This is a genomic window from Ruegeria sp. YS9, from assembly GCF_024628725.1.
GTDB lineage: Bacteria > Pseudomonadota > Alphaproteobacteria > Rhodobacterales > Rhodobacteraceae > Ruegeria > Ruegeria atlantica_C.
Genome location: NZ_CP102409.1, coordinates 463,552 through 476,797, shown reverse-complemented (window position 1 = coordinate 476,797; position 13,246 = coordinate 463,552). Strand labels below are relative to the sequence as shown.

General features: G+C 60.4%; 12 protein-coding genes. 5 read left to right on the top strand and 7 right to left on the bottom strand.

All coding sequences use genetic code 11. The annotated features are described in order from the left end of the window. The first annotated feature begins 29 nt into the window (after positions 1 to 29). Positions 30 to 1,202 (top strand): MalY/PatB family protein, encoded by a 1,173-nt coding sequence (locus tag NOR97_RS02515; RefSeq protein WP_170344818.1) that lies wholly within the window; start codon positions 30 to 32, stop codon positions 1,200 to 1,202. 164 nt (positions 1,203 to 1,366) lie between these two features. Here NOR97_RS02515 and NOR97_RS02510 read toward each other — a convergent pair whose 3' ends face one another. Continuing rightward, entirely contained in the window at positions 1,367 to 1,720 is a 354-nt protein-coding gene (locus tag NOR97_RS02510) for a hypothetical protein (protein ID WP_257600115.1), read from the bottom strand. A gap of 212 nt (positions 1,721 to 1,932) precedes the next feature. On the opposite strand from NOR97_RS02510, the gene NOR97_RS02505 reads away from it, so the two are divergent. Further along, positions 1,933 to 2,922 (top strand): glutathione S-transferase family protein, encoded by a 990-nt coding sequence (locus NOR97_RS02505; protein ID WP_257600114.1) that lies wholly within the window; start codon positions 1,933 to 1,935, stop codon positions 2,920 to 2,922. Here NOR97_RS02505 and NOR97_RS02500 read toward each other — a convergent pair. Continuing rightward, positions 2,904 to 3,266: a response regulator transcription factor gene (locus NOR97_RS02500; protein ID WP_171205733.1), complete on the bottom strand. Its 363-nt coding sequence runs from the start codon at positions 3,264 to 3,266 to the stop codon at positions 2,904 to 2,906. The genes NOR97_RS02505 and NOR97_RS02500 overlap by 19 nt on opposite strands. Positions 3,267 to 3,451: 185 nt before the next feature. On the opposite strand from NOR97_RS02500, the gene cobD reads away from it, so the two are divergent. Genes cobD through NOR97_RS02485 form a run of 3 tightly spaced genes read left to right on the top strand, consistent with a single transcriptional unit; the run spans position 3,452 to position 6,510 of the window. After that, on the top strand, positions 3,452 to 4,417 hold the full coding sequence (cobD, locus tag NOR97_RS02495) for a threonine-phosphate decarboxylase CobD (RefSeq protein WP_257600113.1): 966 nt from the start codon (positions 3,452 to 3,454) through the stop codon (positions 4,415 to 4,417). Then, on the top strand, positions 4,414 to 5,334 hold the full coding sequence (gene cbiB, locus NOR97_RS02490) for an adenosylcobinamide-phosphate synthase CbiB (protein WP_257600112.1): 921 nt from the start codon (positions 4,414 to 4,416) through the stop codon (positions 5,332 to 5,334). The genes cobD and cbiB overlap by 4 nt, the downstream gene beginning before the upstream one ends. Positions 5,335 to 5,346: 12 nt before the next feature. Then, a complete protein-coding gene (locus NOR97_RS02485) occupies positions 5,347 to 6,510 on the top strand; it encodes a lytic murein transglycosylase (RefSeq protein WP_257600111.1) in 1,164 nt (387 codons plus the stop codon). A gap of 13 nt (positions 6,511 to 6,523) precedes the next feature. Here the strand turns inward: NOR97_RS02485 and NOR97_RS02480 are convergent, their stop codons facing one another. From NOR97_RS02480 to NOR97_RS02460, 5 genes are all read right to left on the bottom strand, one after another. Next, complete coding sequence (locus NOR97_RS02480) at positions 6,524 to 7,321, bottom strand: class II glutamine amidotransferase (RefSeq protein WP_257600110.1); 798 nt, start codon at positions 7,319 to 7,321, stop codon at positions 6,524 to 6,526. Between the two features lie 133 nt (positions 7,322 to 7,454). Further along, positions 7,455 to 7,805 carry a hypothetical protein gene (locus tag NOR97_RS02475; RefSeq protein ID WP_257600109.1) on the bottom strand — a complete coding sequence of 117 codons (351 nt, stop codon included), beginning with the start codon at positions 7,803 to 7,805 and terminating at the stop codon, positions 7,455 to 7,457. Positions 7,806 to 7,860: 55 nt separating this feature from the next. Beyond that, positions 7,861 to 11,316, bottom strand: a complete 3,456-nt coding sequence (locus NOR97_RS02470; protein ID WP_257600108.1) for a chromosome segregation SMC family protein — start codon at positions 11,314 to 11,316, stop codon at positions 7,861 to 7,863. Between the two features lie 140 nt (positions 11,317 to 11,456). Beyond that, a complete protein-coding gene (locus NOR97_RS02465; RefSeq protein WP_257600107.1) occupies positions 11,457 to 11,864 on the bottom strand; it encodes a hypothetical protein in 408 nt (135 codons plus the stop codon). Between the two features lie 44 nt (positions 11,865 to 11,908). Beyond that, positions 11,909 to 13,102: a PLP-dependent aminotransferase family protein gene (locus tag NOR97_RS02460; protein WP_257600106.1), complete on the bottom strand. Its 1,194-nt coding sequence runs from the start codon at positions 13,100 to 13,102 to the stop codon at positions 11,909 to 11,911. Positions 13,103 to 13,246: the final 144 nt, after the last annotated feature.

Below are 13,246 nucleotides of genomic sequence, written 5' to 3'. Positions count from 1 at the left end.
TAGCTTTCGGTCGAGAAAATGGAGCAGACATGACTTTCAACGACCTGATCGACCGCCGAGGCACCAACAGTTCAAAATGGGACAAGATGGAGATGCTGTATGGCGTCTCGCCCGAGGACGGTCTGGCCATGTGGACGGCCGATTCCGATTACCAAACGGCACCCTGCGTGATCGAGGCCGTACGCAAAGCCGCAGATCACGGCGTGTTCGGCTATTCATGGATGCACCCGGATTACCTGGCCTCGGTTCAGTGGTGGATGAAAACCCGCCACGATTGGGAAATCGACACGGATTGGATTCTGACCACGCAGGGCTTGGGCAATGCAATCGCCCTGTCGCTGGATGTCTGGACCGATCCTGGTGATGGCATCGTGATCTTCACCCCCGTTTACCACGAGTTTGCCCACAAGGTGAACAAATCGGGCCGCCGGGTCGTGGAATGCCCTTTGGTGCGGGACGGGGACAGTTACGGCCTTGATCTGGACGACGCCCAGTCCCGGTTGGACGGGTCCGAGAAGATGCTGCTGTGGTGTTCGCCGCAAAACCCGTCGGGTCGTGTCTGGACACCCGATGAGTTGCAGGCCGTGGCCGCGTTTGCCGAACGGAACGGTTTGATCCTGGTATCCGACGAGATTCACCACGATCTGGTCTATCCCGGCACAAAATTTGTGCCAATGGACGTGGCGGCCCCGAATGCACGCCCGTGGACCGTGACGCTGACTGCGGCATCGAAGACCTTCAACATCGCCGGGCAGCGGACCGGCAACATGATCATTCCAGATCCCAAACTGCGCGCGGCCATGAAGCAACGGCTGCAAACATTGGATTACGATCCCAGCGCCCTGGGCGTGGCGATGATCACTGCTGCCTACAGCCCCGAAGGGGCCGAATGGGTGGATGCCCAGATCGCGCATCTGGAGGAAAACCGGCGTCTGTTCGATCAGACCATCGCCGAGATTCCGGGGCTCTGGTCGATGCCCTTGCAGGCGACCTATCTGGCCTGGGTCGATTTCTCGGGCACCGGCATGGATCACGCCGAATTTGTCCGCCGTCTGCGCGAGGACGCACGGATCGCAACATCGTCGGGTCCGGGTTTCGGCACTGGAGGCGAGACGTTTGAACGGTTCAACCTCGCCACGCAACGGGCGCGGGTCGAGGAAGCTTGCCTGCGGCTGAAACGAGCTTTCGGGGATCTGCAATAAGTATGCGTCGGCCGGGGCTTGCAAGCCCTGCCCTGTTGTTTACAGGGGCCGGTTGATTGGCTGACGCTGCTTGGCCCGCGCGGGCCTGCCTTTATGGTGGCACCGCAAGCCTCTGGTGTCGACCAAACCCTGACCGAAACCGGAACTCCGGTTGAAATTCGCCCTCAGTCGTCATGCCCCAGCAGGGCGATCGGCGCATCGGGCGCGCGGTAAAAGTCAAGCGGAGCGCTGTCATGGGCCGCCGTGCTGCGTTTGAATTCATACCGCATCTCACCGCCCTCATCCTCATCCGCGACGATGAGACACTGATAGAGGTGGTTGGCCCCGTCATAGATATCCACAAGCCCACGCAGGCGCGGCGTGGTTTCCGCCTCAACCGTAAAACCGTCTTTCCACAATTTGAGTATTTTGTAGGTATTGTCGCCCATTTCCACCCGTAAACGGCTGGCTTTTTTCAATGTCGCGATTCGGGCCGCGTCCAACTCGGCGCGTATTTCCTTTGAAACATAGGTACTCATAAATCCGTTCCCCCGTGAATGACTTCTATTGTGCGGGAAAAGTTGTAAAAATCCAGTGAACCACGTCACAGACTGCGATCTGGCGGAGCTTTGTTGCACAGAAATCCCGGCCTCGACTGTGCGCGAATGCAGGGCATTTGCGCGGGCACTCGCATAGGAAGACGCCGGGTCCGGGCCTATCTTTGACGAAACGCGCATGCGGAGGAAAAGATATGGGCCTGCTGGTCGAAGGAAAATGGCACGACACCTGGTATGACACCAAATCCACGGGCGGTGCATTCAAGCGCAGCGCCGCGCAGTTTCGCAACTGGTTGACAGCTGACGGCGAGGCGGGGCCATCAGGCAAAGGCGGGTTCAAGGCGGAACCCGGGCGCTATCACCTTTATGTCAGCTATGCCTGCCCCTGGGCGCATCGCACGCTGATTTTTCGCGAGTTGAAAGGGCTGAGCGATCTGATCTCAGTCTCGGTCGTGCATCCGGACATGCTGGACCAGGGTTGGACCTTTGAGACAGACGGCCATGGCGCGACGGGCGACGATCTCTATGGGCTGAGCTTTGCGCACCAGATCTATACGAAAGCCGATCCAGCCTATTCAGGCCGCGTGACCGTGCCGATCCTGTGGGACAAGCGGCAGGAAACCATCGTGTCGAACGAAAGCTCGGAAATCATCCGCATGTTCAATTCGGCCTTCGACGGGATCACCGGCAATACCGATGATTACTGGCCCGAAACGATGCGCGATGAAATCGAAGAGGTCAACGCGCGCATCTATTCAGATGTCAACAACGGCGTGTACAAGTCCGGCTTTGCCACCTCGCAAGCGGCCTACGACGCCGCCGTGGGCCCGTTGTTCGACACGCTGGACTGGCTGGAAGATGGTCTGAACCGGAACCGTTACCTGATGGGGGGTCGGATCACCGAGGCTGACTGGCGGCTGTTTACGACGCTGATCCGCTTTGATCCGGTCTATCACCTGCACTTCAAATGCAACAAGCGGCGACTGATCGATTACCCGAACCTATGGTCCTATACGCGTGAACTGTACCAGTGGCCCGGCGTGGCCCCCACCGTGAACATGACACATATCGTGCGCCACTATCACTACAGCCATGACAGCATCAATCCATACCGGATCATTCCGGTGAACCCGGTGCTGGATTATGCAGAACCGCACCGCCGCGATCAGCGCCCCGCTGCGTAATGCTCGACCATCGCCGCCAGATCCTCTGGCGGCGTTTCGCTTTGCACATAAGCACAGGCATTCGGACTGTGGGCAAATATCGATCCATCCGAAAAGAAGGTGGTGTTGGTGACAAAGATCACCCGCGCCTGGGGGCGGCGATAGCTGGCAAAATCGGCCACGGCCAGAGCACTTCCGGTTTCCAGAACCAGATCCAGCACGATGATTTCGAAATCCGTGCCGTACAGCGCCAGAATGGCGGCTTCCTGCGTCTCGACCAGCGTGACGTCAGCGCCCTGCCGTTCCAGATGCCTTTTCCATACCCGACCAAGGTCGGGATTACTCTCAACAATCAGAACTTTCATTTGCAACAACCTCGGCACTTGATATGGTGAGTGGTGCCGACCCCCGTGGTCCGTGATCTCGTTATTTCCTTAACAAAGTGTTAACAGCGGCCCTACAGGTCCGTGAACAGGCGGATTTGCTTGTATTAGAGGCGAAAATCCGCTTGAAGCAGGCTAAAAGCGGTATTTTCTCGCAGAGAGAGCAGATGAACACACCGGATCAAGACTTGGATCCACGCACGGTTCGCGACCACGGCGGTGGGCTGGACAGGGCGATTGCACAATATGGTGGACAACGCACCGACTGGATCGATCTGTCCACCGGCATCAATCCTCATGCCTACCCCGTGTCCGGGCTGACTGCGGGGGATTGGGCTGAATTGCCGGATCACGGGGCGTTTGAACGGCTCAGCGGTGCCGCGCGCGGGTTCTGGAACGTGCCGCAGCGTGCAGCGATCCTGCCCGCGCCCGGAGCGTCGTCGATCATCGCGCGCCTTCCCGCGCTAACTGCGGCGGGTACGGTACAGATCACGCCGCCCACCTATAACGAACACGCCGCCGCCTTTTCGGCGCAGGGATGGAAGGTACGGCAAGACGGTCCGTGTGACGCCCGCGTGATCGTCCATCCGAACAACCCGGACGGGCGTATCTGGCAGGAAGGCGACGTATCGGCACCACTTACCGTGATTGACGAAAGCTTTTGCGACGTCATGCCGGACAAGTCCTTGATCCACCTGGCAGACCGCCCCGGCGTGATCGTGCTGAAGAGTTTTGGCAAATTCTGGGGGCTGGCCGGGGTAAGACTGGGGTTCGCCATCGGACGACCGGATATGATCAGCCGGTTGAACGATCTGACTGGCCCTTGGTCTGTATCAGGCCCTGCCTTGCGGATCGGCACACGGGCCCTTGCAGATACGGATTGGGCAAGCGCCACGCGTAAGCGACTGGCGGACGAGGCCGCTCGGCTGGATGTTCTGTTGACGGCCAGGGGGGCCAAGGTCGCTGGCGGCACAAGCCTGTTCCGATTGTACAAGGTCGATGATGCCTCCCGCTGGCAGGAACAGCTGGCACAGAACCATATCTGGAGCCGCATCTTCCCCTATTCCGACACCTATCTGCGCCTCGGTTTGCCACCTGTGAACGGGTGGGACCGGCTGGAGGCCGCGCAGTGAGCCTTGGCCTGATACTGGTCTGTGCCATGTGTCTGGACGCAGCGCTGGGAGAGCCCGACTGGCTCTGGTCGCGTATCAAGCATCCGGCGGTAATGATCGGAAGCCTGATTGGCTGGCTGGATAAACGTCTGAATCACGGGGCCGCACGACGGGCAAAAGGGGTGGGTGTGCTTGTCCTGCTGGTTTGCGGCGCATGGGGGCTTGGGTGGGCTTTGTCCCTGCTGGGGCCAGTTGTCGAAATCCTGGTCTGCGCGATCCTGCTGGCGCAACAATCGTTGGTCGCCCATGTTCGCGCCGTGGGCAAAGGGCTGATGGCCTCGCTGGCAGAGGGACGGGCGCAAGTGGCCATGATCGTCTCGCGCGATACACGGGACATGACCGAGGCGCAGGTGGCACGCTCGGCCGTCGAAAGCGCCGCAGAGAACCTCAGCGACGGTGTCATCGCGCCTGCGTTCTGGTTTCTGGTCGCGGGGTTGCCGGGGCTGCTGGTCTACAAGGCGGTAAATACCGCCGACAGCATGATCGGGTATCGCAATGAAAAATACCGCGCGTTTGGCTGGGCCTCGGCCCGGTTCGATGACCTGCTGAACCTGATCCCGGCCCGCCTGACCTGCGTGATGATCGTGGCGCTGTCGAGCCAGTGGTCGCGCTGGCGCGAAATCGTGGCAGACGCGCACCGTCATATCTCGCCCAATGCAGGCTGGCCCGAGGCCGCCATGGCCCGCGCGCTGAACGTCGCCCTGGCCGGACCGCGCAGCTATGACGGTAAGGTACGGGATCTGGCATGGGTCAATGGCGATGCCCCGCGCGAGATCGGGGCGTCAGACGTTTTCCGCGCATGTCGCATGTTGTGGCGTGTTTGGGGGCTTGCGCTTGGGCTCGTGTCGGTGTCGGTTGGGATCGACCTGATTTACTGACGGACACTTGTCATGCGTTTTCTTTCCGGCCTGATCGCCGCTGCCCTGTTTGCCCAACCTGCCCTTGCCCAATGTGGCGGTGGCTTCAATTCTTTTGTCAAAGGGCTAAAGGCCGAGGCCGTACAGCAAGGCTTTGACAAATCCACCGTGAACGCGTTTTTCAAAGGCGTGCAGCAGGATGGCGCCGTGCTCAAGGCCGACCGGGCGCAGGGGGTGTTTCAGAAGCCCTTCATCGAGTTTTCCCGTCGTCTGATCTCGGCCAACCGGATCGAACGCGGGCAGGCAATGTCGCGCAAATACGATGCGGTATTTGACCGGATCGAGAGGGAGTACGGCATCTCGCGCGGGGTGTTGCTGGCTTTCTGGGCGTTCGAGACCGATTACGGATCATTCCAGGGCGACTTCAACACCCGCAACGCGCTGGTGACCTTGGCCCATGACTGCCGTCGACCCGACCTGTTCCGCCCCCAAATCTTCGCGGCCATCGAACTCTATCAAAACGGTGACTTCGACCCGGCCCGCACAACGGGCGCGTGGGCCGGGGAAATCGGCATGGTCCAGATGTTGCCGCGGGACATTCTGGAAAACGGTGTCGATGGGGATGGCGACGGGCATGTCCGCCTGAAAACCTCGGCCCCCGATGCGCTGATGTCCGGCGCCAAGATGCTGTCGCATCTGGGCTGGCGCGCAGGCGAACCATGGCTGCAAGAGGTCACGGTGCCCGCGCAGATGGATTGGTCCCTGTCCGGCCCCGGCAAGCCCCGGTCGGTAGCGGACTGGCAGGCCATGGGCGTTGAGGCGCGCAGCGGGTCGCTGGCGAACCTTCCGGCCTCGCTGATCCTGCCGCAGGGGCGCAACGGCCCGGCCTTTCTGGCCTATCCAAACTTCGACGTCTATTTCGAATGGAACCAAAGCTTTGTCTATGTATTGACCGCCGCCTATTTCGGGACACGTCTGGAAGGGGCACAAATCTACGATGCCGGCAATCCCGCACAGGGTCTGAACGGGGCGCAGATGAAGCAGTTGCAAAGCAAGCTTCAGGCCAAAGGATATGACGTTGGCAAGATCGACGGGATCCTGGGGGCTGGTACCAGAGCGGCCGTGCAGGCAGAACAGAAGCGGCTTGGCCTGCCGGCCGACGCGTGGCCGACAGTGGATTTGCTAAACCGGCTTTAGGCAGCAACCACGCTCACGCGACCCATTCCCGTTCCAGCGGAACATGGGGTACAAAGGCGTGCGTCACCACCGCGGCACCCTCGGTTTCGATTGCCGTGTTGGGCTGTATCTCGAGCCATCCCTCGTTATTGGCATCCAGTGGCTCGGACGAAATGATGATACCGTCTTTGCAGACCTTGTAATGCAAACTGGGCGCAAACCGATCCGAGGCATATCGGGCCGCAAAAACCCGTTTGCCGTCCGACCAGCAGGCGGCAAACCGAAGATAGGGTGATGCTCCGCGGTGCCTGGAAAGGGCTTCGACCCGACCGACCGCACGGGCCATTGCACCAACAGGATCGGCGTCCAGCCCTTCGCCATGAGCGATGAGAAAGATCGCCTCGCTCTCGGTTGCGCCCATACGATGTTGGTACAGGTGCGCCGGGATCATGGCATCAAGCTCTTGCCGGATTCGTTCATGACCCCCGGCCTGACCGTTATGCATGAAACTCCACCTGCCGACGCCGAAAGGGTGACAGTTGTTGCGTGAGGTCGCCGTACCCGTCGAGGCCCGTACATGGGCCAGAAACAGCCGGGATTTCGTGTGATGCGCCAATTGCTTCAGATTGGCATCAGACCACGCTGGATGGGTGTCCTTGTAAAAGCACGGCATGTCACGATCAGAATACCATGCCAGACCGAACCCATCGGCATTTACCGGTGTTTTCCCAATCAATGCGTTTCGGCTTTGAATAACAAGCGATTGTTCTTGCTCAAGGACCAGTTCGTCCAGGTATCGCTGCTGACCAACCCAAGCCAAAAATCGGCACATTTTTTTTCCCGTACATCAAATAAGATTCTCCGGGACGATACCGCCTTGGTTGTCAGGTTTCCTCCCTTACATCATCTTGATTGTCGATTTTTGTCTATCAAATGAGCTGGAATCACGAAAATTTCAGATCATTTTATTCACTGCGCACCGGATACCGGTCGCCTTTTTCGTCAATCAGGATCAACCTTTCCCCCCTGCGCACGTACAAATCGCACCGGCTGAACCCGTTGCGGTAGGCGATGCAGACACTGCCATCCTCGGCAATGGAATAGGTGCCAAAAGCAGAATCTCCGCTCGCGTATGTGTAGGAATAGGCCCCGCCCGCTGAGAATTTCGCTTGCCCATCGTCGTAAAAGGTCAGCGTCTGCCCCGCCAAAGCACCAAGCTCTGCGGCCGTAAGGGGCGTGTCCCCGGTCTTGACGGGCCAGTCGGCTGCGAAGACAGGGCTGGCGGCGATGAGGGCGGGGATCAGAAAGCGCGTCATGCACCCAGACTAGCGCGAAAGAGTCCCACCCGTCATAAACTTGCAGTGAGCGGGGTCACGCGACCATCTGTTCGGCCTTCTTCAGATCGACCGAAACCAGCTGGCTGACGCCCTGTTCCTGCATGGTGACACCGAACAGGCGATCCATGCGCGCCATGGTCACCGCGTGGTGGGTGATGATCAGGAAACGCGTGTCGGTCTGGCGGCACATTTCGTCCAGCAGATCACAGAAGCGCGTTACGTTTGCGTCGTCCAGTGGCGCATCAACCTCGTCCAGCACACAGATCGGGGCGGGATTGGCGAGGAAGACGCCGAAGATCAGCGCGGTCGCCGTCAGGGTCTGCTCACCGCCCGACAACAGGCTGAGAGTCGAGAGCTTCTTGCCCGGCGGCTGGCACATGATCTCGAGCCCCGCGTCCAGAGGGTCGTCACTTTCGACCATCACAAGATTGGCCTCGCCGCCACCAAAGAGATGCTTGAACAACATGGCGAAGTTGGAATTCACCTGTTCAAACGCGGTCAGCAAACGCTCGCGCCCTTCGCGGTTGAGGCTGGCGATCCCGCTGCGCAGCGCCTTGATCGCCTCTTCCAGATCGGCTTTTTCGCTGCTGAGCGTATCGAATTCTTCCTGAACTTCCTTGCTGTCTTCTTCGGCCCTCAGGTTCACGGCCCCCATCGCATCGCGCTGACGTTTGTGACGGTTCACTTCGGATTCCAGAACGTCCGCAGCTGGCATCTGGTCGGGGCTCACGTCCAGCTGGTTCAGCAATTGGTTCGGGGTCAGTTGCTGATCTTCGGCAATCCGTTCGGCCGCCGCGACAACACTTTCCTTGGCCGCGTCACAGCGCGCCTCGGCCGCGGCACGGCTTTCGCGCGCTTCTGATGCCAGACGCTCGGCTTCCCGTTCGGCCAGAACGATTTCACGGTGCATGGCCTCGGCCTCGGCCAATTTGTCGGCGGCTTCGGCGCGCCGTGCTTCGGCGGCTTCGATCAGTTCGTTCAGTTCCTCACGCGCCTCGGCGATTTCGCCGGGTACGGCCATGGCCTCGGTCAGTTCTTCTTCCGAGCTTTCCTTGCGCTCGGCAAGTTCGGAAATCCGCTTTTCAGCCGTTTCCAAGCGGTGGCGCCATCCGCTGAGATCTTTCGCAACCTCCTGGGTACGACGCGTGCGGGCGTCCCCTTCGCGGCGCAATTCGTCATGGGTCGAGCGGTGGGTCAGCATGGTGATCCGCGCCGCCTCGACGGTCTGCTTGATGTCTTCCACTTCTGCGCGGGCGCTGTCGAGATCGCCCAGACCGGCCAAAGCCGCTTCGGCCTCGCGCAGTTGCGCACGGGCGGCCATGGCATCGTCCTTGTGGCGATCAACGGCGAGGGTCAGGGTTTCCAGCTTGCCCTGCGCCAGATTGCGGTCGGCCTCGGCCCGCGACAGTGCGCGCGCAGTTTCGGCCATGCGCTGATCAGCAGCACGGCGGGCTTCTCGCGCACGGCGGTCTGCCTTGGTCACATCCGCCAATTGCTGAGACAGTGCTTCATGTGCGGCACGGGCACCGTCAGCCTGTGCTTCGGCACGGGCAAGGTCCTGTTTCAGCGCTTCCAGCCTGTTGAGCTGCTCCAACCGCAGAGCAGCAGCACTTGGCGCGTCTTCTGCCCAGGCACGGAACCCATCCCAGCGCCACAGGTCGCCCGAGCGGGACACCAGACGCTGGCCGGGTTTCAACGACGCCTGCAACCGTGCGCCCTGATCCGCATCCACCAACCCGATCTGGGCAATTCGGCGGCTGAGACGATCCGGCCCCGACACATGAAGCGCCAGTGGTTCAGCCCCTTCAGGCAATGGCTGGTCGCTGTCATATCCAGCCACCTGCACCCAGCCGGACGGGCCGTCGCCCTCGACCAGCGGTGCGCGCAGATCATCAGCCAGAGCAGCACCCAGAGCCTTTTCATAGCCGGGTTCGACGCGCAGCAGATCCAGCACCTGACCACCTTCCGCCGTGTCGCGTTCCACCAGCTTGGCCAGCGCCGTGGTTTCGGCCCGGATCGCCCCCAGCTCGCCTTCCGCTTCGGAACGTCGCGCCCGGGCCTCGGCTTCGCGCCCTTGCGTTTCGTTGCGCAGTTCATCCGCCGCGGCAAGTGCCTCTTCAGCGGCTTCGACCGCTTCTCGGGCTTCTTCCTCGCCCATTTGGGCTTCTGCAAACGCCTCGCTGGCGCGGATCAGGGCGGTTTTCGCCTCGTCCACGGCCTGCCGGGCTTTTTCCTCTTCACCCTCGGATCGGGCCAGCGTCTTGCGACTGTCTTCGACCAGACGCTGGGCTGACTGGTGCCGGGCGACCAGGCGGGCCATATCCTCGGTTTGCTGCGACAGGTGGTCTTCGCGTTCCTGTAGGATCGAGGCCGCCTCGCGGGCGATTTCCGCCGCCTCGGCCACTTTTTCATCGTGACCTTCAGCTGCCTTGGCCAACTCGCGCGCTTCCCATTCCAGCCGTTCAATCATTTGTCCCGCGTCCCGGTTCAGACCGGCTTCGCGTTCGATATCGTTGCCCAGCTGCTGGATTCGGTTGGTCAGTGTTTCGATCGTCTGACACGCGCGGGTTTCCTGATCGGACAATTGATCGCGCTGCACCTGCTGGCGTTGCAGCACGGCGGCGGCAATGGCCTCTTCCTCGCGCAGCGGCGGAAGGGTTTCCTCGATCTCGGCACGTTTCGCGGCAGCAGCGCGGGCTTCAGCCTCGGCACGGGACGCTTCGGTGATCCGCTCACGCAGTTTTTCTTCGGCCTGCTGGCGGGCCATGTCGGCCTCTTTCCAGCGTCGATAAAGCAGCATCCCCTCGGCCTGACGCAGCTGTTCGCCAATTTCACGATAGCGGGCCGCCTGACGGGCCTGACGCGCAAGCTGGGCCAGTTGTCCTCCCAACTGCTCCAGCACGTCATCGACGCGGGTCAGGTTGGCTTCGGTGCCTTTCAGCTTGAGCTCGGCCTCATGGCGACGCTGATACAGGCCCGAGATCCCGGCGGCCTCTTCCAGAATGCGGCGACGGGCGCGCGGCTTGGCGTTGATCAACTCGGCAATGCGGTTCTGTCCGACCAACGCGGGCGAATGCGCACCGGTCGAAGCATCGGCAAACAGCATCTGCACATCGCGCGCCCGAACGTCTTTACCATTGGTCTTGTAGGCACTGCCCACATCGCGGGTGATGCGGCGTACGATTTCCAGTTGATCGCTGTCGTTGAACCCCGACGGTGCCAGCCTTTCCGAGTTGTCCAAGGTCAGAACGACTTCGGCAAAATTGCGCGCCGGGCGTGTCGCCGCACCGGCAAAGATCACGTCTTCCATCGCGCCGCCGCGCATGGATTTGGGGCGGTTTTCCCCCATCACCCAGCGCAACGCTTCCAGAAGGTTGGATTTGCCGCAGCCATTCGGACCCACCACACCGGTTAACCCGTCCGCGATGATCAGATCGGTCGGATCAACAAAGCTTTTGAAGCCGGTCAGTTTGAGCTTGCTGAAACGCAATGGCTGCGTGTCCCATGATTCCTGTGCATTGGAAGTCTGCGCAAGGGATGGGGTCTGAGTCAACGGAGTTGCGCAGGATATGGGATATCACCCCGAGTTATCCACAACATCTTGCCGAAATGCGCAAGAATGCGCGTGTTTTAATAAGGGGTGCATTCAAAGACCTGGTAACCGAAGTCGTCACCGACATTTTCATAGGTACCATAGTCGATGCACTCGTAGTTCGGGGTCGAGACGGCCGTCAGCAACAGCCGTTCACCCGCTTCCCGGTCACACCCCAGAACACCAACCGTGACCGCCGCATCACCCAGAACATCCAGGATCGGACAGCCTGAAACCTGCGCCATCGCCAACCCGGCCCGATCCCGGACCGGTCCCAGCCGAGGGGCGTATTGTGCATTGATCCGCACAGCCTCGGCCAGATCGCCGCGCACGCGCACGTCGAACACGCTGCCGTTTACGGCCACGCGTGTGGCAGGAACATCGCGAAAATGCGGAGTGCCGGCGGCACAGGCGGCCAGAAAGAGAGGTGCGAGAAACCGGATCATGCCGCAGAATTGCAGCATTTTGGTTAACAGAACCTTTCCGGGCGTCAGGCCCGCAGCACCTCTCCCAGTCGGCGAATGCCTTCGCGGATCGTCGCCTCGTCGGAATTTGAAAAACTGAGACGGATCGTGTTTGCACCGCTGCCATCCGGGAAAAACGCCTGGCCCGGAACAAATGCCACTTTGACGGTGTCCAGCGCACGCGCCAGCAGGTCAGAGCCAATCATCCCCTCGGGCAACGTGACCCAGATGAACATTCCACCCTCGGGACGTGTCCAATCCACCCTCTCCGGCATATGCTGTTCCAACGCGTTCAGCATCACATCACGACGGGCGCGATAGACGTTTCGTACTTTCGGAATATGGGTGTCAAAACAGGCCTGCGCCACCTGATGCACGGCCATCTGGTTGATGGTCGCGGAATGAAGGTCGGCTGCCTGTTTCAGCAGTACCATCTGAGAAATGACTGGCTTGGATGCAACGACCCATCCCATGCGCAAACCCGGCGACAGCGTTTTCGAGAAACTGCCGCAATAGATCGTCCGGCAGTCCTCGATTGACCCTTTGCGGGCCTGCTCCAATGACAGTATTGGGGGGATCGGGTCCCCGTCGTAGCGCAGCGCCTGATAGGCTCCGTCCTCGATCAACGCGCAATCCAGTTCCTCGGCCAGATCCAGCAGAGCCTCCCTGCCCTGCAAATCCACGGTTTCTCCTGTCGGGTTTGCAAAATCCGCCGACAGATAGGCAAATTTAACTGCGCCTTCGCCTGCTGCGGCCTTGTATTCCTTGGCCCCCTGATTGCCATTGAGCCGGTCAAAGCGCGGCTCATAAGCGTTGAATGCCGCCAGCGCACCCAGGTAAGTGGGCCACCCAACCAGGGCCGTATCGCCGGGGGACAGGAACAGCTTTCCCAGATAGTCCAGCGCCTGCTGCGAGCCCGAGGTGATCAGGATGTTGTCGATGTCACACTCCACCCCGATTTCGTGCATGTGCTGCACCAGCCATTGCCGCAAGGGGACATAGCCTTCGCTGACCGAGTATTGCAGCGCCTGCGCTTGCATATCCGGCCCCAGGGCCTGCTGAAACGCCTGTGCAAATGCATCGGCGGGAAACAGGGCGGGATCAGGAATCCCACCGGCAAAGGAAATGATGCCGGGTTGGTCGAGCAGCTTCAGCAATTCGCGAATCTCTGACGCTTTCATCCGCGAAGTCCGGGTGGCAAACAAAGGGTGTTGGGACATGAGGCTCCTCCGATCTCAATTCGACGCAGCTTATGCCCTCTTGTATTAAAGTCAACATTGCTGACCTTATTTTTCAGCGGATATGAACGGGGTTTCTTGAACAGCACCGGCGTCCATGGTCAAATGAATTGACCAATTTCGGAA